Genomic DNA, 20,314 nt, shown 5'->3' with positions numbered 1-20,314 from the left:
CTTGCTCCCTTGGGGTCAGCCCGGCCCGGCGTCAGCCGGTGCCGAGCCGCCGGCGGACATCGTCCAGCCGTCCGGCGATCGTGCCGTCGATGATCTCGTCCCCGATCTCGATCGACAGGCCGCCGATCGCCGTGGGGTCGAGCTCGATGTTCAGGTGTACGTCGTGGCCGTAGGCGGCGGCGAGCACCGCGGCCAGCCGGGCGCGCTGCTCCTCCGACAGCTCGACCGGGGTACGGACGAGCGCCACCAGCCGCTGTCGGCGCTGGGCGACGGTCTTGCCGTATTCGGCCAGCCCGCCTTCCAGGCTACGTCCTCGCGGGCGCAGCACCAGCTCGGTGATCAGCGCCAGCGCGGACGGCGTGACCTTGCCCTCCAGCAGCGCCTGCACCAGGCCCAGCTTGCGCTCGTCCGGCAGGCCGGGCGCGGCGAGCGCGCCGCGCAGCGCGATCTCGCTCTCGATGACCCGGGAGAACCGGAACAGCTCGTCCTCCAGGTCGTCGATGCGCCCCTCGGCCTCGGCGCGCGCGGCCTCGGCGGTGACCGCGAGGGTCTCCACCGCGTCCGACAGCTCCGACGGCTTCGACCAGCGCAGCCGGACGATGTCGGCGACCAGCCCGAGAGCGGCCGGCGACACCTTGCCCTCCAGCAGGATCCGCACGAGCTGCGCCTTGTCGGCGCCGTCGCGCGCCGGGTCGGAGACCGCCCGCCGCAGACCGTGCTCGCGGTCGATCAGGTGCAGCACCGCGAACAGGTCGCCGCCGAGCTGGGCCAGGTCGGGACCGCCCGAGTCAACGACCGACTCGAACTGCTCCCTGGCCTCGGCCAGCGACGCCCTGCTCACCGCTCCCGTGATGGTCATGATGTGATCTGCTCCTGCGTGCGCGCGCGCTCCTCAAGCTCTTCGAGGAACCGGTCGACCACCCGGCTCTGGCGGGCGCTGTCCTCCAGGGACTCGCCCACCACGCGACCGGCCAGGTCGACCGACATCGCGCCGATCTCGGCCCGCAGCGACTGGAGCGCCTGCTGGCGCTCCGCCTCGATCTGCGCCTTGGCGGCGTCGATGATCCGGCGCGCCTCGGCCTGGGCCTGCTCCTTCATCTCCGCGATGATCTGAGCGCCCTGCTCCTCGGCCTTCTTGCGCAGCCGGGAGGCCTCGAGCTGGCCGTCACGCTGCTGAGCCTGGTAGCTCTCCAGCGTCTGGCGCGCCTCCTCCTGGGCCTTCTCGGCCCGCAGCAGCCCGCCCTCGATCGCCTCGGTGCGCTCCTGAAGGGTCTTCTGGATGCGCGGGGTGAGGATTTTGCCGACGACGACCAGGACGACGAGGAACGAGAAGATCCCGACGACGAGCTCGTACGGGTGCGGGACGAGGGGGTTGTTCTCCTCCGCCGCGAGAACGGAAGCCGCTGTGATCATGTCTTCAGCCCTTCCTCGGGTTCAGGACCCGTGATCAGACGCTCTTGAAGAGGAACGGCGCGACCAGGCCGATCAGGGCGAGCGCCTCGGTGAGGACGAAGCCCAGCATCATGTTGGTGCGGATCGTGCCGATGAGCTCGGGCTGGCGGGCCATCGCGTTCACGCCCTGGCCGAAGATGATGCCGACGCCGATACCGGGGCCGATGGCGGCGAGGCCATACCCGATCGCGGTGACGTTGCCTTCGACGGCGGCGAGGACTCCCGTCATGGGTTCTTTCCTTTTCTGTCGGCCGGCGGAGTGTCCGCCGGTCTGGCTTGTCGAGCTGGTCGTTCGGGCCGCGCGCCCCTGGGCTCCGCGTCCCGTGGTCCTAGTGGTCCGCGTGCAGGCCGCTCTGGATGTACATGGCGGCGAGCATCGTGAACAGGAACGCTTGCAGGAACTGGATGAACATCTCGAACGCGGTCATCACACAGGTCATGACCACGCCGATGACGCCGACCCCGAACCCGAGGGCCGTGGGCTTCTCGAAGATGAACCAGAAGCCGACGAGGCTGAAGAACGCCAGGATCATGTGTCCGGCGAACATGTTGGCGAAGAGCCGCACCGCGTGCGTGAACGGCGCCAGGATGAAGGTCGAGAGGTACTCGATCGGCACCAGCAGGACGTAGATCGGCTTGGGCAGGCCCTTGGGGATCAGGTTCGTGAAGTACTTCACGGGGCCCTGGTTCTTGATGCCGAGGTACACCTTGAGGAAGTACACGCTGACCGCGAGCACGACCGGGAACGCGATGTGCGAGGCGATCGGGAACTGGATGATCGGGACGACCGAGAAGATGTTCCAGGTCCAGATCAGGAAGAACAGGGACATGAGCAGGGGCATCCACCGCTCGGTGTCCTTGCCCAGGAACGGGCGTCCGATCTGGTCGCGGACGAAGACGTAGCCGTACTCGCCGATGTTCTGGACGCCCCGGGGCACCAGCTTCGGCTTCGCGAACGCGCTCCAGCAGAAGACGCAGACGACGAGCGCGCCGACGACCGAGAAGACAAGGGGCTTGGTGAGCCACTCCGGGCCGCCGGAGAACAACGGCGGGAAGTCGAAGAGCTCGGGGCCCGGGGCTTCGAACTCCTCCCCTCCGGAGGCGAGGACCGTCAGCGCGTTCACGCGGCGTTCCCTTCATCAATGTGGTGATGGATCACGTAGGCTTCCTCGGCGGCGAGGCCGCTCAGAGGGGATGGCGGCCGTACTTCACGTAGATCAGGTAGATGGCGAGCACGACGCCGATGACCAGGCCGATCGGGGTGAACCAGATCAGTCCCGTCCACTTGGACAGCAACCAGCCGAGACCGCCCCAAATAGCCATCCCGGAGAGAAGGTAGCTGGGCGCGGACCAGGCGGCGTCGGCGAATTCCCGTTGGCCGTCCTCCGGCCGACGTTTCTGCTCGCTCATCGCGCTCCGGACGATAGCAGGCCATCCCGGCGGTGGTCATATTGGAGTAGTCCGACGGGTCCGGCCGCGGGGCCGGGGCTGGAGCCGGTGCGGTCCGCGCACGGTTCATCACGGACTCCGGTCGAGCACGTTCTCGGGCTCGTCAATGTAGGGCCTCCCCCGCTGCATGGCGACGCGGAACTCGGCGGCGATCCAGGTCAGGGCGAGCCCGACGACCGTCCAGCCGAAGACGGTGGTGTTCCAGATCGAGACCCGGTCCATGGTCGTGACCAGCACCATCACCACGAGGATCTTCACCACGTAGCTCGCGAGCGCGGCCAGCATCATGGTCTGCGAGGAGATCTTGGAAGCCCAGGCCACCACGAGGGCGCTGGCCGAGAAGAAGGCGGTCACCACGACCGCGGCGAACGCCGCCGCCAGAGCGCCCTTGGCGCCGGCGGCCAGCAGGCCGATCAGAATGGCGCCCACCCCGACTACCGCGGTCGGGATCGCGGCGCCGCGGAGAATCCGGGCGTCGGAAGGTTGCATGAGGGCTCCGGCTGGTCACGGTCAGTGTCCGTCTCTTGTTCGTGAAAGGTATCACAAGCGTCCGGAATGTCCACAATTACCCTAGAGGTAACGCGATGGACCCACCGCCGGGCCCGCCGGGCGGCCGCGCTCGCACCACGGACCTTAACCCAGGTCAGGAGGGAGATTCCGGCGGACGCCCCGAACGCCTCCGCCGGTGCGGAGGACCGGGAGCGAACACACCGCGTGACGAACCGGGGGTGGTTTGCGTCACCACGAGGGGATTTCCCGACCATCTACCCCGCTCGGCGGGTCTCACACTCGGTTGGACAATGTTCGGCGAACAGTCACTCTCCGGACATTTCCCACCAAGTCCGGAGGCATCCCCGGGCCGACCGGCGCGATCGGACTAGATGGATCGGACTAGGCCCACCAGACCGGGATAAAAGGACGGGACTAAACCGGCATCGAGGGACGGTCCGCCGACCGGTCGCCGTCCCCGGCCGGCGCTCCCCGGTCGGCGGCGCCGTTCTTCCGGCGGCGGCGCCGCCCCGGGGTGGCGAGCATCAGCAGCATCCCGCCGAGCGCGACCGCCAGCGTGGCCAGCAGCGTGACCAGCGTCTGCTTGACCACCGCGAGCGCGATCAGCCCGGAGCCGAGCAGGCCCACCCAGAAGTACATGATCAGGACGGCGCGGCGGGTGGAGTGCCCGAGTTCCAGCAGCCGGTGGTGCAGGTGCTGCTTGTCGGGCGAGAACGGCGACCTGCCCTGGTTGGTGCGCCGCCACACCGCGAGCAGCATGTCGGTGAACGGAACGGCGGCGACCGCCGGGACCAGCAGCAGCGGCACGTAGAAGGGGAACAGCCCGCCCGCGAGGACGGCCGGGTCGAACCGTCCGGTCAGCATGATCGTGGACGCGCTGAGCAGCAGCCCGATCAGCATCGAGCCGGTGTCGCCCATGAAGATCTTGGCGGGGCTGAAGTTGTGCGGCAGGAAGCCCGCGCACATCCCGAACAGGATCGCGGCGGTGAGCGTCGCGCCGCTCAGCGTCGTCATCCCGTGGCTCTTGGACAGCAGGTAGGCGTAGGTGAACAGGGCCAGCGCGGCGATCCCGACGACGCCCGCGGCCAGGCCGTCCAGGCCGTCGATGAAGTTCACCGCGTTGATCGTCGCGACCACGATGAAGACCGTGAGCGGCACCCCGTAGGCGGGCGCCAGCGTCAGCGCCTCGCCGGTGGGCAGCGGCAGCGCGTAGATCTGGATGCCCTGCATGATGAAGATGCCGCCGGCGGCGACCTGGCCCGCGAACTTGGTGAGGGCGTCGACCTCCCAGCGGTCGTCGGCCATCCCGATCAGCACGATCAGGCCGCCCGACATCAGCAGCGCCCGGCCGACGTCCACCTCGCCGTCGCCGAGGTACTTGCGCATCTCCGGCAGGCCCGAGGCGACGATCAGCGCGGCCACCATCCCGCCGAACATCGCGAGGCCGCCGAGCCGCGGGGTGGGGATGACGTGCACGTCGCGGTCGCGGGGCACGGCCTGCGCGCCGAACCACACCGCGAACCGCCGGACGGTCGGGGTCAGCAGGTAGGCGACGAGGGCGGCGACGAGGATGGTGAGCAGGTACTCCCGCACTCCCCTGCGCCCCCCTCCGCCGTGTTGGCCCGGTCCACACGCCCGCTTGACACTTGGTAGACGATCGCGCGGGGCGATCGGTTCGCCCGGCGACCGATCAACTGTAGTCCTCCCCGAGCGTGCCCGCCGCATGTTGGATCATCCGGTGCCGGTGGGCCCGCGCCACCGCCGTCCCGACGATCATGAGGGCGAGCCCGGCCAGGCAGCGGTCGCCGAGCGAGAACGCCCACGGGCCGTGCTCGGCCACGTCGTCGCCGACGTCCGCCACGACCAGCAGCGCGCCGGTCGCGACGAGCGCGCGCCCGGCCCGCCGGTAGGGCACCGGACGCCGCGCCGCCAGCGCCATCGCGCCGACGGCCAGCGCGAGCACCCCCGTCCCGGCCCAGGTGCCCGTCCAGTGCGGGGGCGCGTACCGGGGCGGCGGCACCGCGATCGCCTTCTTGGGCAGCCGGACCCGGACCGTCATCCCCTCGTGCGGGCGCAGCCCGCTCTGGGTGAAGTCCACCGCGTAGGGGCCGTCGCGGTCGCGCATGCACCGGGTGGTCAGGCCGGGGGCGCCCGCCCGGCAGGTCACGTGCCGCAGCGGCACCGGCGCCTCCACCCGCACCGCCGCGTTCCCGATCGGGACGTCCCAGTCGTCCCCGATCGCGTCCCACACCAGTTCGTCGTGGTCGGGGTAGGGGGTGAGCACCCACGCCATGTCGTACTCGACCACGTACGCCTGCCGCCCGCGCACCTCGCGGTGCTGGTCGCCGACGCTGATCTGGACGTCGTGCAGCAGCTTGATCGTCCGCGCCCGGGCGGGGGCGCCGGTCGAGGAGCTGGCCCGGACGTCGCGGACGTCGTAGAGCCTGTCCGCGTGCCGGAACGGGACGCGCCGCACGATCCCGTGCTCGCCGTCGCGCGCGAAGTCGTAGGTGATCGTCTCCCTGACCTGGAGGATGCCGTCGGTGCGCAGCGTCAGGCGGACGTCGTAGGTGGGGATGCTCTCCTGCGCGACGGGCTCCGGATCGCCGGGCGGGGCGGCGCGGGCGGGCAGGCCGAGGAGGGCGAGCATCAGCAGGACCCCCGCCGCGACCGCCGTCCCACGGACACAACCACGCACGTCAGGCATAGTTTCACCGAATGGGTCGAGGGGTCTGCGTAACGGGACGACTACCCGGCCGCTCGGCCTTCACGCCCCGTCCTCGCGCGGGACGTCAGCGCGGAGCAAATCACCCGTAGGGTCGTTCGCGTGGGGAAACGGGGGAAGCCGGAGGTGGAGGCCACGCGGCCGCCGGGGGTGCCGAGGGGGGCGACGCCGTGGCCGGGCGTGGCCGACTTCGCCGTGCCCGCGGCGCTGGCGGTCTTCCAGCTCGTCGGGAACTGGGGGCTCGCGGAGCTGAACGACCTGCGGCTGGCCCAGGGCCGCTGGATGGTCGCGATCGCCTGCGTCGTCGCCGGGTGCGTCGCGCTGATCTGGCGGCGGACGGCGCCCGAGCCGGTGCTCGCGGCGGCCATCGCCTGCTCGGCCGTCGCCGTCCTCGCGATGGGCACCACCGACAGCCTGGTCAGCGGCCTGGCGGACGGCGTCGCCCTCTACTCGCTCGCGGTCCACCGGGGCCGGGGTCCGGCGATGGTCGGCGGGGCGCTCATGGGCGGGGTCGCGGTCGCCTCGACCGCGCCCCTGCTGCACGGCCCGGCGGACTTCGCGCTCAACGCCGTGCTGAGCGTCCTGGCCGCCGTGGTGATCACCGCTCTGGGGCAGCTCAGGCGGGAGTACAAGCGGCGGCGGCAGGCCCTCGCCGAGCAGCTCGCCGAGGCGGAGCGCGCCCACCGCGCCGCCGCCGGGACCGAGCGCGAACGCCTCGCCCGCGACCTGCACGACGTCGCGGGCCACCACCTCAGCGCGGTCGTCGTGCACAGCGGCGCCGTCGCCCGGGGCGGCGATGCCGAGATGGCGCGGGAGGCGCTGTCGGCCGCCGCCGACACCGGGCGCGACGTCCTGCGGGCGCTGACCCGGCTGGTGGACGTGATGGGCCCGGACGTCCCCGAGGGCGGCCTCGACGCCAGCCTTCCCCAGCTCTGCCAGGGCCTGACCCGGCTCGGCGTGCCGGTCTCGCTGGCGGTCGAGGGACGTGTGCGGCGGCTGCGTCCCGAGGTGGACACGGCCGCTTACCGGATCGTCCAGGAGTCCCTTACCAACGCGATGCGGTACGCGCCGGGCGCGCCGGTGACGGTCGAGGTCCGGCACGTCCCGGGGGCGGTCGAGCTGACGGTCGCGAACGAGGCGCCGGGCGAGGACGCGACCGTCCCGGCGCTCGGCACCGGGCGCGGCATCACCGGCATGGGCGAGCGCGCCCGGTCGCTCGGCGGCACCCTCGACGCGGGCCCGTCCGGCGGCGGCTGGACGGTGCGCGCCTCGCTGCCGACCTCGGCCGGGAACGCGCGGCACCGCCTGGGCTGGCCGGAGGTACTGGACGCGACGGTCGCCGCCGCCTGCGCGACCGCGCCGCCGCTGCTGGCCTTCACCCCGCCCGATCCGCTCCTCGGCGACGCCTCGCCCGGCCTGGCGGCGCTGGTCATCGTCCTGCTGCTGCTGCGCGGCGTCCCGCTGTGGTGGCGCCGCCGCGCCCCCTACCTGGCGCTCGGCGCGCTCGCCGCCCTGGACATCGCCGCCGCGCTCACCGTGGGGCCGCACTCCCAGCAGCTCCTCGCGCTGCTGGTGATCGGCGCCCCCGCCGAGATGGTCGCGGTCTACGCGGTCGCGGGGCACGCCCGGCGCGGCCCGACCTGGCCCGCGCCGTTCGTGGGCGCCGTCCCGTGGGCGGTGGTGTTCACGACGCTGATCGTCACCGACCCCGAGACGGAGCAGACGTCCGGCGTCATCCCGTTCGGGCTCGGGACGGGCTGGGGTTTCGGCCTGCTGGTGCTGCTGCCGTTCTGGGCGTGGGGCCGGGCCGTCACCGGACGGGGCCACCGTTGGGAGGCGACGGCACGCGAGACGATGGCGGCGCGCGAGGGCGAGGCCGTCCAGGCGGAGCGGAACCGGGTGGCGCTCGGGCTGCGCGCCACCGTCCTCGACCACACCGCGCGGCTGGTGCGCTCGGCCGAGGCGGGGCTGTCGGGCACCGGCGAGGACGCACGCGCCGCGCTGGACGCCGTTACCGAGCTGGCGCGCGCCGCGCTGCTGGACATGCGGGCCCTGCTCGACGCGCTCGAACGCGAATGACATCCATGTGATTCTCGTCATAGCGCGGGCCCCGGCGCCGCCCGCGCGGACCCCCTCCAGGACCGTTGGACGGCCCCCAGGGCGTAGCGGTTCGCCGGATCGCCGGTTTCGGCCAACCCGCCCCGGCCTAAGCTCCCGATAAAAATGATCTTGCTGGTGCTGCTAGGTTTCCGCGCTAAACCCGAGAAATCAGAATATGGAGGGACCAATGCGGCGAATCGCAGCCGTGGCGCTGGCTGCCGGAACCCTGATGACCGGCATGGCCGTCGTCAGCACCCCCGCCAACGCGACCGTCACCACCAAGGCGGCCGCCGCCCACAAGTGGGTGCCGTACAACTCCTACGGCAGCATCCGCGCGTGGGGCACCTACAGCCGCTCCGGTGGCAACACCTACGTGAAGGGCTACCTGGCCGACGACAAGAAGAACGGCTGGACGGCCTGCGTCCGCTTCCTGTTCACCGAGGGCAGCCGGAGCTACTGGTCCCGCCACAAGATCGTCGGCGTGAGCCAGAACGGCACGCAGTACAACTACGACGGCCGGGCCACCGTCTCGATCGCGGCCAGCTCCTCCTACGGCAGCCACCTGTACGTCCAGGAGTGCGGCCGTAACAAGAAGACCGGAAAGTACTACTACGGCAAGGGCAAGAAGCTCTTCTGATCCCGCGCCACACCCCGCATTGAGTCACAGGGGCCCCGCCGCACCCCGGCGGGGCCCTCTCCATGTCCGCATCCCGAAATTTTGTCGCCATACGAATTTCGGCCGCCGTGATGGCCGGGCCCAATGAATTGTTTTCGTCGGGGCCGCCCGCCGAAGGGCGAACGGCCGGACGGGGCCGGTCAGCGCGCCTTCAACTCGCGGGTCAGCGCGGCGAGCGCCCTCGCCCGCGTGGAGCGGACCGACCCCAGCCGGATGCCCATGACCTTCGACGCCTCGTCGTCGGTGAGGTCGAAGTAGTACCGCAGGACCAGCGCCTCGCGCTGCCGGCGCGGCAGCCGCGCCAGTGCCGCGACCACCTCCCGCCGGTCCTCCCGGGCCATGACCGCCGCCTCCGCCGACAGGGCGGGCGGCGGGTGCGGCTCACTGTGCCGCCACGCCACGCGGCGCCGCCGCAGCACCATTCGGCAGCGGTTCCGCACCGCCGCGCGCGCGTAGGCGAGAAGGCTGCCCTCCCGGTGCAGCCTCGGCGCGTTCTTGTGCATGCGCAGGAAGACGTCCTGCACGATGTCCTCGGCGGTGGCCTCGTCCCCGACGAACCGGGCGGCCATTCGGACGAGCATGATCTGATGTTGCTCGTAGAGGGCGACGAGATCGCGGCCATGGGGAATGTTCAAAGGGGGTCCCAGCGGTGCGTGCGCTCCGATCAATCGGGAGGTGACTCGGAACTTGACGGTTGGTCATTTTCATAGTAGTCCGAATCCCGGCGAAACGTGGCCCCCTATTTGAGGGCCTCCACCAGAGCACGGAATTCCGTGCTCGGCTCCAGCCCGAGTTCGCGCTTGAGAAGCCGCTGATAACGCGCGTACACACGCCACGCGCTGGCGTGGTCCCCGCGTCCGAGATAGGCGGAGGCCATGATGCGGTGCGGCACCTCGCCGAAGGCGTCGACCCCCGCCGCCGCTCCGGCGAGCGCCAGCGCGTCGACCGTGCCACAGCGCCTGCCGCAACCGTTTCGCCGCGACGCCGGGTTCCGCGTCGGGCCATATTTCGGCCTGGACCGAACGCCGGGCGGTCCAGGACTGTTCCAGCGCCACCGTCACGACCAGCGAGCAGAGCCGCTCCGACAGCCTGACCTCCCGTCCTCCCGCCTGGCAGCGGAAGGACGGGAGGAGTTCCAGCCGGACGGCGGCGCCCCCCGCCGCGTCCGTCGGTTCCTTCATCGTCCATGCACATTGGACGCCTTGACGCGCGCTCACGCTGCTCCGGCGAGTCGGCGAGTTCCGCTGTTCAGCGCCCGGTTCCGGCCGCGCGGGCATGCAACGGCGCCGAGGTCCGGCCGATGCGGGCCATGTTCCACGTCCGGAATTTCGGCGGACCGGCCGCGCGACCCGAACTCACGTAAGGTCATCCCTGTGCGGGCGGACGGGAACGTCGGGCGTTGGCCGCGCGCCGCCGACTGGGGCGTGCCGCTCCTGCTCGTGTGCGCCCAGCTCGCCGCCACCTGGCTCCTCACCGAGGGCACCGGTGAACCGTTCGGGCGGGCCCGCTGGACCGCCGTCACCGGCGCGGGCGTCCTAGCGGCCATAACGCTGTTATGGCGGCGGATCGCCCCGTGGCCGGTCCTGGTGACGGCGGTGCTGCTCAGCGCATACGGCATCGTGGCGGCAGGGGGCACCGACGCTCCGGCGGGCGGGATGGCCGACGGCGTCGCGCTCTACTCGCTGGCGGTGGCGCGACCCGGGCGGCAGGCGGTCGCCGGCTGCCTGCTGGCCTTCACCGTCGCGTTCGCCGCCTACCTGCCCCAGAGCCGGGGGGCGGGCGACCTGGTGACCACCGAGGTCCTGGACGCCGTCTACTACCTGGCCATCATCACGTTCGGCCAGCTGCGGCGGCAGCGCGAGGCCGTCCGGCGCCGCCGGCTCGCCGGGATCAGCCGGGAGCACCGGCAGGCCGCCGCCGCCGAACGCGAACGGCTGGCCCGCGACCTGCACGACGTCGCGGGGCACCACCTCAGCGCCGTCGTCGTCCACAGCGGTGCCGCCGCCCGCGGCGGCGACCCGGAACTGGTCCGAGGGGCCCTCGCGGTCGCCGCCGAGACGGGACGCGAGGTGCTGGCGTCGCTGAGCCGGCTCGTGGACGTCGTGAGCCCGCAGGCCGAGGGCGGCGGGCTGAGGGAGCTGCTCCCGCCGCTGTGCCAGGGGCTGCACCGGCTCGGCGTCCCCGTGTCCCTGGCCGTGGAGGGGCGGGCGCGGAAGCTGCCCGCCGAGGTGACCACGGCCGCGTACCGGATCGTCCAGGAGTCCCTCACGAACGTCATGCGGTACGGCTCCGGCGGCCCGGTCCGGGTGAGAGTCCGCTATCTCGCCGGAGCGGTGGAGATGGCCGTCGAGAACGACCTGCCCGCGTACTCCCACGCCGTCCCGGCGTTCGGCACCGGACGCGGCATCCCCGGCATGCGGGAGCGGGCGTCCCGGATCGGCGGCGCGCTGGACGCCGGGCCGACACCGGCGGGCGGCTGGGCGGTGACCGCCCGCCTGCCGACGACGACGCCGTCCGAACACGGCGCGGGCTGGCCGGAGATCCTGGACGCGGTGACGATCGCCTTCTGCGCGGCCCTGCCCGCCCTCGGCCTCGTCCCCCCGGAACCGCTCGCCTCGGGATGGTCGGGCGCGGGCCTCGTGCTGGTGGCGGCGGCGCTCGCCGTCCGCGGCGTCCCGCTGTGGTGGCGGCGCCGCGCCCCGTACGCCGCGCTGGGGGTGCTCACCGCCGTGGACGCGGTCCTGGCCGTCACGAGCGCGCTGGAGCACGTGGATCCGCTCGCGCTGTTCCTGCTCGGCTGCCCGGCGCAGCTGGTCATGGTCTACTCGGTGGCCTGCTACGGGCGGGACGTCCGGCGGACCTGGCACGCGGCACCCCTCGCCACCCTCCCCTGGGGCCTCGGCCTCGGCACCGCACTGGCCGTCGACCCGGAGGTCGCCGCGGACGGCGCGGCGCCCCTCCCGCTCCTGTTCGGCCTCGCCGCCGCCTGCCTGGTCACCGTCCCCTTCATGGCCGCCGTGTGGGCCTGGGGCGCGGCGGTCGCGAGGCGGAGCCGCCGGTGGGAGAGCACGGCCCTGGACGCCGCGTCCGCGCGCACGGGCGAGGCCGTCCACGCCGAGCGGACCCGCGTCGCGGCGGGGTTGAGCGGTACCGTCCTGGAGCGCACGGCACGGTTGACGCGGGCCGCCGAGGCGGGCCTCGCGGGCGGCGACGGCGAGGCGCGGGCGGCCCTCGACGTGGTCGCAGGGCAGGCGCGGGCCGCGCTCACCGACATGCGCGGGCTGCTGGAGTCGTTGGAGGAGAAGGCGTGAGCATCCGGGTCCTGGTGGTGGACGACCAGGTCATCGTCCGCGCGGGCTTCACCGCGATCGTCGACGGCGAGCCGGACATGACGGTCGTCGGCCAGGCCGGGGACGGCGCCGAGGCCCTGCGCATGGTGCCCGAGGCACGGCCCGACGTCGTGCTGATGGACATCCGCATGAGCGGCATGGACGGCCTGACGGCGTCCGCGGAACTGGCCGCCCGCCGCTCCCCCGCGCGGGTGCTGGTGCTCACCACCTTCCACCGCGACGAGTACGTCTACGGCGCGCTGCGCGCCGGAGCGTCCGGGTTCCTGCTCAAGGACTGCCACCCGCAGGAGCTCGTCGACGCCATCCGGACCGTCGCCGGAGGGGAGGCGCTGCTCGCCCCCACCGTGACGCGCCGCCTCATCGACGCGTTCGCCACCGGGGAGGTCCTCCCACCGGCGGCCGCGGACGAGCGGCTGGAACTCCTCACCCGCCGCGAGCGGGACGTCCTGGTCCACGTGGCCCGGGGGCTCAGCAACACCGAGGTCGGCGCGGCGCTCGACATCGGTACCGCCACGGTCAAGACCCATGTCAACGCGATCCTCGGAAAACTCGACCTGCGCGACCGGGTCCAGGCCACGATCTTCGCCTACGACACCGGGCTCGTCCGGCCCGGGGGCCAGCGGTCCTGACCGCCTCCGGCCTCCATCCCAGGGTTGACCCGCTCCCTGCCGGACGATCGAGCGCGCTCCGTTCTCCCGCAGGAAGCGCGGGCGGCACTCCCCACGGTTCCCTTGACTCATGGCGCAGGGGGAAACGATGTCGGGGACCGGCGAGGAAAGGGAACACCATAATGATCAGGACCGGGAGGACGCGGAACCGGAGCACGAATTCGACGCCGAGTGGCTTCCGCCGGCCATTCTCTTCCTCGCGGCGAGAGGAGCCCGGGCCGTCAGCGAGGACGGCGTCTGGGGCTGGGCGGCTCTCGTGCTCGGGATACTCGGTGCGGTCGTCGGCGCGGTGGTGATCGTGCGGGCCGTTCGCCGGCGCGCGTACGAAACGCTGATCACCGTGGCCGTCGGGGCCCTGTTCATGGTGGCCATCACCCACGCCAGGGACGAACTCTTCTGACCGCGTTCCTCGCAGTTTTCTTGGTTCGCCGCTGACCTGCGGGAAATCCCCGATCATTCTCGCGAGGAGACAACGGCGAGTCGCCGAGGCGACTTCCGGGAGGCATGACGGAGACGCCGGGCTGCTGCTCTGTCTCCACGGGCCAGAGCGGCCCGCGGCGGACCGGCTCCGCCAGATCGAGGAGGAAGTCTCCTATGGGTAAACAGCGTATCGCCGCGCGCACCGCGGGCGTCGCCATGGCGGCCGTGCTGGGGCTCGGTGTCGCGGGCCCCGCCACGGCCGCCACGGTGGAGGCGGGCAGAACCGCCGCGCCCGCCGCCGCGGCGCCCGCCGCCGCGGCTCCGCAGACCGGCGCCGGGTCGTTCAGCGCGGCCGAAATCGCGGCCCTCCAGCAGGTCGGCTTCTCCTCCCAGGAGATCCAGCAGCTCCAGCAGGAGGCCGCCAGCAAAGGGCAAGCTGAGCGTCCTTATCAACATCCTCAAGAAGGCGGGCAAGCTCAAGGGCGCCATCAAGGCGGCCAAGCAGGGCTGGAAGGCATTCCAGAAGTGGTTCGACAAGCTGCCGCGGCTCTTGCGGTGGGCGCTCAAGGCGGCCGGCTGGGAAACCCTCAAATGGGAGCTCTACAACTTCCTGCGCCACTAGCGCCGATGGCCGAATGAGCCGATGAGCAAGTGAGCCAATGGGCGGCTGGGAGCCGAGATCAAGGCATTCGGCTCCCAGCCGTCCGGCCGACGGAAAAGACAAGCGATATCGGGGGCATGAGGTTGTTGGCCACAGAAACGCACGACGGCACGGACGGACGGAGACAGCGTTGATCGTCGTAGATGGCCTGACCAAGCGCTACGGGCGGCGGACGGTCGTCGACCGCCTCTCGTTCACCGTGCGACCCGGGACGGTGACCGGCTTCCTCGGGCCGAACGGGGCGGGCAAGTCCACCACAATGCGCATGATCGTCGGGTTGGACCGGCCGGACGCGGGGCGGGTGCTCATCGAAGGGGCGCGATATGACGAGCTCCCCCATCCCTCCTCGGTCGTCGGCACGCTGCTCGACGCGGGGTGGGTACGCCCCACCTTCACGGCGCGAACGCATCTGCGCTGGATGGCGAGCCTCACCCGCACACCGCCGGAACGCGCCGACGAGGTCCTCGAAGCCGTCGGCCTCGCGCCGGTGGCCCGCAAGCGGGTGGGCGACTTCTCGCTCGGCATGCGGCAGCGCCTCGGGATCGCCACCGCCCTGCTCGGCCGGCCGCACGTGCTCCTGCTGGACGAACCGATGAACGGGCTCGATCCGGAGGGGATCCACTGGGTGCGGCGGTTCCTGCGGGAGAGCGCGGCCGAGGGACGCACGGTGCTCGTCTCCAGCCATCTGCTGGCGGAGATGACGCTCACCGCCGACGAGCTCGTGGTCATCGGCGAGGGGAGGCTCATCGCCCAAGGCGGCGTACGGGAGTTCATCGAGGAGGCGGTGCGTCCCAGCGTGGTCGTCCGCGCCCTGGAGGCCGGGCGGTTCGAGGGCCTGCTCAGGAGGCTCGGTCTGGATGTGCGCGGCGCCCCGGACGGAACGCTGAACATCGCGGGCGTGTCCTCCACGCGGATCGGTGAGATCGCGCTGGAACACGGCTTCGTCCTGAGCGAGCTGCGCACGGACCACGGCTCGCTGGAGGAGGCGTTCATGGAGCGGACCCGCGAGGCGGTCGAGTACCGCTCCTCGGCGGGGGCCGTCCCTCAAGGGGGTGCCGCATGACGGCGGCGCGGGGGCATCGGGAGACGGAGGGTCCGGCGATGGCGACGGAGCGGGGAATGGGGCGGATGTCCAAGCATGCGAGGGGCGCGGTGTCAGGCGGCGTGTTTCGGGGCGCTTTCGGGGGCGCGTCCGGGGGTGCGTTCCGGGGCGCGATCGACGCCGAGCGGATCCGGCTGGCGGCGAGCCGGTCGACCTGGTGCTGTCTCGGCGTGGCGGTGGCCCTGGCGCTGGGGTCGGCGTTGCTGGCCGCCCGCGTCCCGGAGTCGGAGGGGAAGCCGGTCACCGTCGCCGACTCCGTGGCGGGCCTGTCCATCGGCGAGATGGTCATCCTCGTGGTCGCGGCCCTGTCGGTCACCGGCGAGTACAAGTACCGGACGGTCCGCCTCGCCTACCAGGCGATCCCGGTGCGCCGGCCGTTCATCGCCGCCAAGGCCCTGCTGCTGGCGGCGACCGGCGGCGTCCTGGCGGTCTGCCTGGCTCTCGCGAGCTTCGGCGTCACCGCCCTGACGGCGGCGCCGCCCGTCCCGCGCCCGGACACGGCCGGTGAGTGGGTGGTGCTCCTCGGAACGGGCGTGACCTGGTCCTTCGCGGCCGTGGTCGGGGTCAGCGTCGGCACCCTCGTCCGCAACGGAGCCGGCGCGACCAGCGCACTGCTGATCTGGGCGATGGTGGGCGAGAGCGGCCTCGGCCTCGTGCCGCGCGTCGGCGGCTTCCTCGCGGGCTGGTCGCCCTTCACCGCCGTCGGCGCGCTCACGAACCCGGACGCGGGGTCCCGGGTGCCGTACGGGTCGGCCGGAGCGGTGGTCTACGCGCTCCTCGTCGCGGGCGGCCTGCTGGCGCTCGCACTGCTCGCCGCCGTGCGCCGGGACCCGTGACTGCGGATCCGCCAGAGCGGCCGGCTCAGCCGCCGGGCCGCCGTCCGCTGCTCAAGGTCGGGCCAGAACGCCGTCTCGACGAGCCTTCGCGGTAAGGGACCGTCCTCCAGCGCGAGCCTGCTGACCAGCAGGCGCCCGGTTCCGGAGAGCATGCTGCTCGCCTCACCGTGCGACCACGAACAAGCCGAACACGGGGCCGTCTCAGCCGAGTCTCTCCGGGATCGTCGGCGCGTCTCGTCGCCCGGGCGGCTCAGTCGACCTGTTCCGCGGGGGTGTCCTTGGTGAGGGACGGCTTGGCGGCGGGGGTGTCGGGCTTGGGGTCGCCGTCCGCGGCGTCCGTGGGCTCGTCCGCGGGTGCGGGCTTGGTGAGGGAGGGCTTGGCCTCGGCCGGTTCGGACGGGGCGTCAGCGGCGTCCTCAGCGCCCTTCTCGTCGCTGTCGCCGGTTGGCGCGTCGTCGTCGTCGGTCAGCAGGACGCCGACCACGGAGCGGATCTTCTCCTCGGAGATCGCGCCGGCGCGCAGCAGGCGCGGGACCGAGCCGGTCAGGTCGACGATCGTGGACGGCTCGGCGTGCCCGGACGGGCCGCCGTCCAGGTAGACCGAGACCGAGTCGCCGAGCATCTTCTCCGCCTCGGCGGCGGTGCGCGCGGCGGGCTGACCGCTCAGGTTCGCGCTGCTGACCGCGAGCGGGCCGGTCTCCTTGAGGAGTTCGACGGCGAGCTCGTGCATCGGCATCCGCAGCGCGACCGTGCCCTTGGTCTCGCCGAGGTCCCACATGAGGTTCGGGTTCGCGCGGCAGATCAGCGTGAGGGCGCCCGGCCAGAACTCGTCGATGAGGTCCTGCCCGTAGGTGCCGAGATCCTCCACGAGGGCGGTCGCGGCGCGGACGGAGCCGACCAGGACGGGCGGCGGCATCTCGCGGCCGCGTCCCTTGGCCTGGAGCAGCGCCTCCACGGCGGGCGGCATGAACGCGTCGACGCCGACGCCGTACACGGTGTCGGTGGGCAGGACGACCAGCTCACCGCGCCGCGCCGCGGCGAACGCCTCCGCGATTCCCCGGGTGCGCTCCATCGGCTCGGAACAGTCATAACGTCGGCTCACGGTCGCCCGTCTTCCCATCTGCGCGGCGCTCGTCGGTACAGCACGCTTCAGGATATCCGTGCTCGCAGGCCGAACGCGCCCCCCGGCTCAGTCGGACCGCAGCCGGGCCGTGACGAACCGGTCGCGGTTGGTCAGATCGCGCCGGTTGCGGACGTCCCGCCAGCCGTTCTCCTCCGCGAAGATCCAGTACACGCCGTTGCCCTGGAGGTCGCTGTGCTCGACCGCCGCGTACCCGCCCGGACGCAGCAGGCGGCGCGCGGTGCGCTCCACGACCCGGATCGCGTCCAGGCCGTCGTCGCCGCCGCCCCACAGCGCGTCCGCGGGATCGTGGTCGCGGACGTCGGGCGGCACGTACTCCCACTCGCTCATGGGGATGTAGGGCGGGTTGCTGACGACGAGGTCGACGGTGCCGTCGAGCTCGGTGAGCGCGGTCCCGAAGTCGTCCAGGTGCAGGCGGACGCGGCCGCGCTCGTCCAGCTCCTCGATGTTGCGGGTCGCGTGCACGAACGCGGTGGGGTCCTTCTCCACCGCGTGGACGCGCGCGCGGGGCGCCTCCAGCGCGATCGACAGCGCGATCGCGCCCGACCCCGTCCCGAGGTCGACGACGAGGGGGTCGCGGACGTCCATGTCGCGGAGCGTCTCCAGCGCCCACCCGACCATCACCTCCGTCTCCGGACGGGGGACGAACACGCCCGGGCCCACCTTCAGCTCCAGGTAGCGGAAGAACGCGCGGCCCGTGATGTGCTGCAACGGCTCGCCGGCCTCGCGCCGCGCGACGAACTCCCAGAACCGCGCGTCGAACGAGCTGTCGGGGACGCCGTGCAGCTCCGAGCGCTTCACGCCGTGCACGGCCGCCGCCAGCTCCTCGGCGTCCGCGCGCGGGGAGGCGGCCCCGGCGTCGGCGAGCCGCGCCGTGGCCCTGGCGATCTCGTCGAGCAGCAGTTTCATGATCCTTGGGCTTCGGCCAGCCGGCGTTCCATGTCGGCGTCGACCAGCGCCTGGGTCACGTTGTGCAGGTCGCCGTCCAGGACCTGGTCGAGGTTGTAGGCCTTGTAGCCGACGCGGTGGTCGGAGATCCGGTTCTCGGGATAGTTGTAGGTGCGCACCCGCTCGGACCGGTCGACGGTGCGGACCTGGCTCTTGCGCTCGGCCGCGGCCGCCGCGTCCGCCTCCTCCTGCGCCATCGCCAGCAGCCGGGACCGCAGGATCCGCAGCGCCTGCTCCTTGTTCTGCAACTGGCTCTTCTCGTTCTGGCACGAGACGACGACGCCGGTGGGCAGATGGGTGATGCGCACGGCGGAGTCGGTGGTGTTCACGCTCTGCCCGCCGGGGCCGGACGAGCGGTACACGTCGATCCGCAGGTCGTTCGGGTCGATCTGGACGTCCACGTCCTCGGCCTCGGGCGTCACCAGCACCCCGACGGCGCTCGTGTGGATGCGCCCCTGGGACTCGGTGGCGGGCACCCGCTGCACCCGGTGGACGCCGCCCTCGAACTTCAGCCGCGTCCAGGCGCCGTCCTCCTGGCCCTTCGCCTTCACCGCGACCGTGACGTCCTTGTAGCCGCCCAGGTCGGACGGATGGGAGTCGAGGACCTCGGTCTTCCACCCGACGCGCTCGGCGTAGCGCAGGTACATCCGGAGCAGGTCGCCGGCGAACAGCGCGGACTCCTCGCCGCCCTCCCCGGCCTTGACCTCCAGGATCACGTCCTTGTCGTCGTTCGGGTCGCGCGGGACGAGCAGCCGCCGCAGCCGCTCCTCCAGGTCCTCCCGGCGCCGCTCCAGCTCGCCCGCCTCGACGGCGAACGCCTCGTCCTCCCCGGCCAGCTCGCGCGCGGCGGCGAGGTCGTCCCCGGTCGTGGACAGCTCGCGGTAGGTCTCGACGATGGGGCGCAGCTCCGCGTAGCGCTTGCCGAGCTTGCGCGCGAGGTTCTGGTCGGCGTGGACGGACGGGTCGGCGAGCCGACCCTCGATGCCGACGTATTCGCTGATGAGATCGTCGAGATTCACGGTGTGTCCTGGCCCGTCCCGGCCCCCGAGCGCGGGTGCCGACTCCGAACGGCCCGGGAACCTGGTGAGTCCCCGGGCCGTCCCTGTGCTCGCGGTACTGTGCTCGCGGTGCGGCGTCCGTCCCTACTTGCCGGCCTTCTTCTTGCCGAAGCGCTGCTCGAAGCGCGCCACCCGGCCGCCGGTGTCGAGGATCTTCTGCTTGCCCGTGTAGAACGGGTGGCAGTTGGAGCACACGTCGGCGTGGATCACGCCGTTCTCCGCGGTGCTCCGCGTCTCGAAGGTGTTGCCGCACGTACACGTCACGGTCGTGACGACGTAGTTCGGGTGAATGTCAGGCTTCATGGGTTCTCTCCTCGCTTCGAGCGGTCGCCGGGCGCCCCCATCCGCATGGCGCGGCCATGGGAGATGTGGGAAGCGTGAACCGGTACCGCAGCGGTTGCACTCCAAGTGTGCCAGATACCCGAACGTGCCGAGGTCACCGGTCATTCCCGATCTTGCCCCTCCGCGCGCCGGCAGGCGTCCGGGCTCAGCCGTCAAGCTCGCGGGCAGCGGGCTCACGGGCGGCGGACTCGCGGGCAGCGGGCTCGCGGCGGCGGGGTCAGACGTCGGCGCGGCCCAGATACGCCAGGACGGCCATGACGCGGCGGTGCCCGCCCTGCGCGGGCTGGAGGTCCAGCTTCATGAAGATGTTGGAGATGTGCTTCTCCACGGCCCCCTCGGTGACGACCAGGTCGCCCGCGATGGCGCCGTTGGAGCGTCCCTGCGCCATCAGCCCGAGCACCTCCTGCTCGCGCGGCGTCAGCGCCTGCAACGGGTCCCCGGTGCGGCGCCGTCCGAGCAGCTGGCCGATGACCTCGGGGTCGATGACCGTCCCGCCCGCCGCGATCCGGCGGACCGCGTCGATGAACTCGGCGACGTCCGCCACCCGCTCCTTCAGCAGGTAGCCGACCCCCTCGGCGCCGCCGCCGATCAGGTCCGTCGCGTACCGCTCCTCCACGTACTGCGACAGGACGAGGATCGGCGTCCCCGGCCTGCGCTCCCGCACCGCCAGCGCCGCCCGCAGCCCCTCGTCGGTGAAGGAGGGCGGCATCCGCACGTCCACGATGGCGAGGTCGGGCTTGTGCTCGTCGACGATGCCGAGCAGGCCGGGGCCGTCCCCCACCGTCGCCGCGGTCTCGATCCCCGCGTCCTCCAGCAGCCGGACGAGCCCTTCCCGCAACAGCACCGAGTCCTCGGCGATCACAACCCGCATGCGCC

The 20,314-nt window shown here is 72.2% G+C and carries 23 protein-coding genes; 8 read left to right on the top strand and 15 right to left on the bottom strand.

Annotated features, from left to right (window positions below; genetic code table 11):
• Window positions 1-31 precede the first annotated feature (31 nt).
• The 8 genes from K2F47_RS15760 to K2F47_RS15725 all read right to left on the bottom strand — a co-directional run bounded on the left by K2F47_RS15760 (window position 32) and on the right by K2F47_RS15725 (window position 6,118).
• Complete coding sequence (locus K2F47_RS15760; protein ID WP_242903761.1) at window positions 32-859, bottom strand: F0F1 ATP synthase subunit delta; 828 nt, start codon at window positions 857-859, stop codon at window positions 32-34.
• Complete coding sequence (locus K2F47_RS15755; protein ID WP_242903759.1) at window positions 856-1,413, bottom strand: F0F1 ATP synthase subunit B; 558 nt, start codon at window positions 1,411-1,413, stop codon at window positions 856-858. The genes K2F47_RS15760 and K2F47_RS15755 overlap by 4 nt, the downstream gene beginning before the upstream one ends.
• Before the next feature lie 34 nt (window positions 1,414-1,447).
• A complete protein-coding gene (atpE, locus tag K2F47_RS15750) occupies window positions 1,448-1,681 on the bottom strand; it encodes an ATP synthase F0 subunit C (RefSeq protein ID WP_242903758.1) in 234 nt (77 codons plus the stop codon).
• 100 nt (window positions 1,682-1,781) lie between these two features.
• The gene (gene atpB, locus K2F47_RS15745) at window positions 1,782-2,576 is read right to left on the bottom strand and encodes a F0F1 ATP synthase subunit A (protein ID WP_242903756.1); all 795 of its coding nucleotides are present in this window, start codon (window positions 2,574-2,576) and stop codon (window positions 1,782-1,784) included.
• Between the two features lie 61 nt (window positions 2,577-2,637).
• On the bottom strand, window positions 2,638-2,862 hold the full coding sequence (locus K2F47_RS15740) for an AtpZ/AtpI family protein (RefSeq protein WP_242903754.1): 225 nt from the start codon (window positions 2,860-2,862) through the stop codon (window positions 2,638-2,640).
• A gap of 108 nt (window positions 2,863-2,970) precedes the next feature.
• Complete coding sequence (locus K2F47_RS15735; RefSeq protein WP_242903752.1) at window positions 2,971-3,390, bottom strand: Cg1360 family ATP-synthase-associated protein; 420 nt, start codon at window positions 3,388-3,390, stop codon at window positions 2,971-2,973.
• Window positions 3,391-3,825: 435 nt separating this feature from the next.
• Complete coding sequence (locus K2F47_RS15730; protein WP_242903751.1) at window positions 3,826-5,004, bottom strand: glycosyltransferase family 4 protein; 1,179 nt, start codon at window positions 5,002-5,004, stop codon at window positions 3,826-3,828.
• Window positions 5,005-5,101: 97 nt separating this feature from the next.
• Window positions 5,102-6,118, bottom strand: coding sequence for a DUF2207 domain-containing protein (locus K2F47_RS15725; protein WP_242903749.1), 1,017 nt, complete (start codon window positions 6,116-6,118; stop codon window positions 5,102-5,104).
• Window positions 6,119-6,238: 120 nt separating this feature from the next.
• On the opposite strand from K2F47_RS15725, the gene K2F47_RS15720 reads away from it, so the two are divergent.
• Together K2F47_RS15720 and K2F47_RS15715 are read left to right on the top strand one after the other, a co-directional pair.
• Window positions 6,239-8,215, top strand: coding sequence for a sensor histidine kinase (locus K2F47_RS15720; protein ID WP_242903747.1), 1,977 nt, complete (start codon window positions 6,239-6,241; stop codon window positions 8,213-8,215).
• 208 nt (window positions 8,216-8,423) lie between these two features.
• A complete protein-coding gene (locus K2F47_RS15715; RefSeq protein ID WP_242903746.1) occupies window positions 8,424-8,873 on the top strand; it encodes a hypothetical protein in 450 nt (149 codons plus the stop codon).
• 179 nt (window positions 8,874-9,052) lie between these two features.
• On the opposite strand, the gene K2F47_RS15710 is transcribed toward K2F47_RS15715, so the two are convergent.
• Window positions 9,053-9,547: an RNA polymerase sigma factor gene (locus K2F47_RS15710; RefSeq protein ID WP_272496914.1), complete on the bottom strand. Its 495-nt coding sequence runs from the start codon at window positions 9,545-9,547 to the stop codon at window positions 9,053-9,055.
• A 104-nt stretch (window positions 9,548-9,651) separates the two neighbouring features.
• Window positions 9,652-9,849, bottom strand: coding sequence for a BTAD domain-containing putative transcriptional regulator (locus K2F47_RS41725; RefSeq protein WP_372490870.1), 198 nt, complete (start codon window positions 9,847-9,849; stop codon window positions 9,652-9,654).
• Between the two features lie 436 nt (window positions 9,850-10,285).
• On the opposite strand from K2F47_RS41725, the gene K2F47_RS15705 reads away from it, so the two are divergent.
• The 6 genes from K2F47_RS15705 (at window position 10,286) to K2F47_RS15680 (ending at window position 15,949) form a co-directional block, all read left to right on the top strand.
• Window positions 10,286-12,223 carry a sensor histidine kinase gene (locus K2F47_RS15705; protein ID WP_242903743.1) on the top strand — a complete coding sequence of 646 codons (1,938 nt, stop codon included), beginning with the start codon at window positions 10,286-10,288 and terminating at the stop codon, window positions 12,221-12,223.
• The gene (locus K2F47_RS15700) at window positions 12,220-12,891 is read left to right on the top strand and encodes a response regulator (RefSeq protein ID WP_242903742.1); all 672 of its coding nucleotides are present in this window, start codon (window positions 12,220-12,222) and stop codon (window positions 12,889-12,891) included. Before K2F47_RS15705 ends, K2F47_RS15700 begins: the two co-directional genes overlap by 4 nt.
• Window positions 12,892-13,000: 109 nt before the next feature.
• On the top strand, window positions 13,001-13,330 hold the full coding sequence (locus K2F47_RS15695; protein ID WP_242903740.1) for a hypothetical protein: 330 nt from the start codon (window positions 13,001-13,003) through the stop codon (window positions 13,328-13,330).
• A gap of 194 nt (window positions 13,331-13,524) precedes the next feature.
• Complete coding sequence (locus tag K2F47_RS15690) at window positions 13,525-13,989, top strand: hypothetical protein (protein WP_242903739.1); 465 nt, start codon at window positions 13,525-13,527, stop codon at window positions 13,987-13,989.
• Window positions 13,990-14,141: 152 nt separating this feature from the next.
• The gene (locus K2F47_RS15685; RefSeq protein ID WP_242903737.1) at window positions 14,142-15,074 is read left to right on the top strand and encodes an ABC transporter ATP-binding protein; all 933 of its coding nucleotides are present in this window, start codon (window positions 14,142-14,144) and stop codon (window positions 15,072-15,074) included.
• 65 nt (window positions 15,075-15,139) lie between these two features.
• Complete coding sequence (locus tag K2F47_RS15680) at window positions 15,140-15,949, top strand: hypothetical protein (protein WP_242903736.1); 810 nt, start codon at window positions 15,140-15,142, stop codon at window positions 15,947-15,949.
• A 250-nt stretch (window positions 15,950-16,199) separates the two neighbouring features.
• Here the strand turns inward: K2F47_RS15680 and K2F47_RS15675 are convergent, their stop codons facing one another.
• The 5 genes from K2F47_RS15675 to K2F47_RS15655 all read right to left on the bottom strand — a co-directional run bounded on the left by K2F47_RS15675 (window position 16,200) and on the right by K2F47_RS15655 (window position 20,309).
• The gene (locus K2F47_RS15675) at window positions 16,200-17,051 is read right to left on the bottom strand and encodes an L-threonylcarbamoyladenylate synthase (protein ID WP_372490852.1); all 852 of its coding nucleotides are present in this window, start codon (window positions 17,049-17,051) and stop codon (window positions 16,200-16,202) included.
• Window positions 17,052-17,138: 87 nt separating this feature from the next.
• Entirely contained in the window at window positions 17,139-17,999 is an 861-nt protein-coding gene (gene prmC, locus K2F47_RS15670) for a peptide chain release factor N(5)-glutamine methyltransferase (RefSeq protein ID WP_242884629.1), read from the bottom strand.
• A complete protein-coding gene (gene prfA, locus K2F47_RS15665; protein WP_242903732.1) occupies window positions 17,996-19,057 on the bottom strand; it encodes a peptide chain release factor 1 in 1,062 nt (353 codons plus the stop codon). The genes prmC and prfA overlap by 4 nt, the downstream gene beginning before the upstream one ends.
• Window positions 19,058-19,180: 123 nt before the next feature.
• Window positions 19,181-19,399, bottom strand: coding sequence for a 50S ribosomal protein L31 (rpmE, locus tag K2F47_RS15660; protein ID WP_021598595.1), 219 nt, complete (start codon window positions 19,397-19,399; stop codon window positions 19,181-19,183).
• Between the two features lie 256 nt (window positions 19,400-19,655).
• Entirely contained in the window at window positions 19,656-20,309 is a 654-nt protein-coding gene (locus K2F47_RS15655; protein WP_242903730.1) for a response regulator transcription factor, read from the bottom strand.
• Window positions 20,310-20,314 lie beyond the last annotated feature (5 nt).

The organism is Actinomadura terrae (assembly GCF_022751215.1).
GTDB classification, from domain to species: domain Bacteria; phylum Actinomycetota; class Actinomycetes; order Streptosporangiales; family Streptosporangiaceae; genus Spirillospora; species Spirillospora terrae.
This window is presented reverse-complemented; position numbering and strand designations above follow the sequence as displayed.

Bases quoted from the DNA above. Each gene is read 5' to 3' on its own strand.
- K2F47_RS15760 (WP_242903761.1), bottom strand. From the start codon at position 859: ATGACCATCACGGGAGCGGTGAGCAGGGCGTCGCTGGCCGAGGCCAGG.
- prmC (WP_242884629.1), bottom strand. From the start codon at position 17,999: ATGAAACTGCTGCTCGACGAGATCGCCAGGGCCACGGCGCGGCTCGCC.
- K2F47_RS15655 (WP_242903730.1), bottom strand. From the start codon at position 20,309: ATGCGGGTTGTGATCGCCGAGGACTCGGTGCTGTTGCGGGAAGGGCTC.
- K2F47_RS15740 (WP_242903754.1), bottom strand. From the start codon at position 2,862: ATGAGCGAGCAGAAACGTCGGCCGGAGGACGGCCAACGGGAATTCGCC.
- rpmE (WP_021598595.1), bottom strand. From the start codon at position 19,399: ATGAAGCCTGACATTCACCCGAACTACGTCGTCACGACCGTGACGTGT.
- K2F47_RS15715 (WP_242903746.1), top strand. From the start codon at position 8,424: ATGCGGCGAATCGCAGCCGTGGCGCTGGCTGCCGGAACCCTGATGACC.
- K2F47_RS15680 (WP_242903736.1), top strand. From the start codon at position 15,140: ATGTCCAAGCATGCGAGGGGCGCGGTGTCAGGCGGCGTGTTTCGGGGC.
- K2F47_RS15755 (WP_242903759.1), bottom strand. From the start codon at position 1,413: ATGATCACAGCGGCTTCCGTTCTCGCGGCGGAGGAGAACAACCCCCTC.
- K2F47_RS15690 (WP_242903739.1), top strand. From the start codon at position 13,525: ATGGGTAAACAGCGTATCGCCGCGCGCACCGCGGGCGTCGCCATGGCG.
- atpE (WP_242903758.1), bottom strand. From the start codon at position 1,681: ATGACGGGAGTCCTCGCCGCCGTCGAAGGCAACGTCACCGCGATCGGG.
- K2F47_RS15735 (WP_242903752.1), bottom strand. From the start codon at position 3,390: ATGCAACCTTCCGACGCCCGGATTCTCCGCGGCGCCGCGATCCCGACC.
- K2F47_RS15695 (WP_242903740.1), top strand. From the start codon at position 13,001: ATGGCGCAGGGGGAAACGATGTCGGGGACCGGCGAGGAAAGGGAACAC.
- K2F47_RS15725 (WP_242903749.1), bottom strand. From the start codon at position 6,118: ATGCCTGACGTGCGTGGTTGTGTCCGTGGGACGGCGGTCGCGGCGGGG.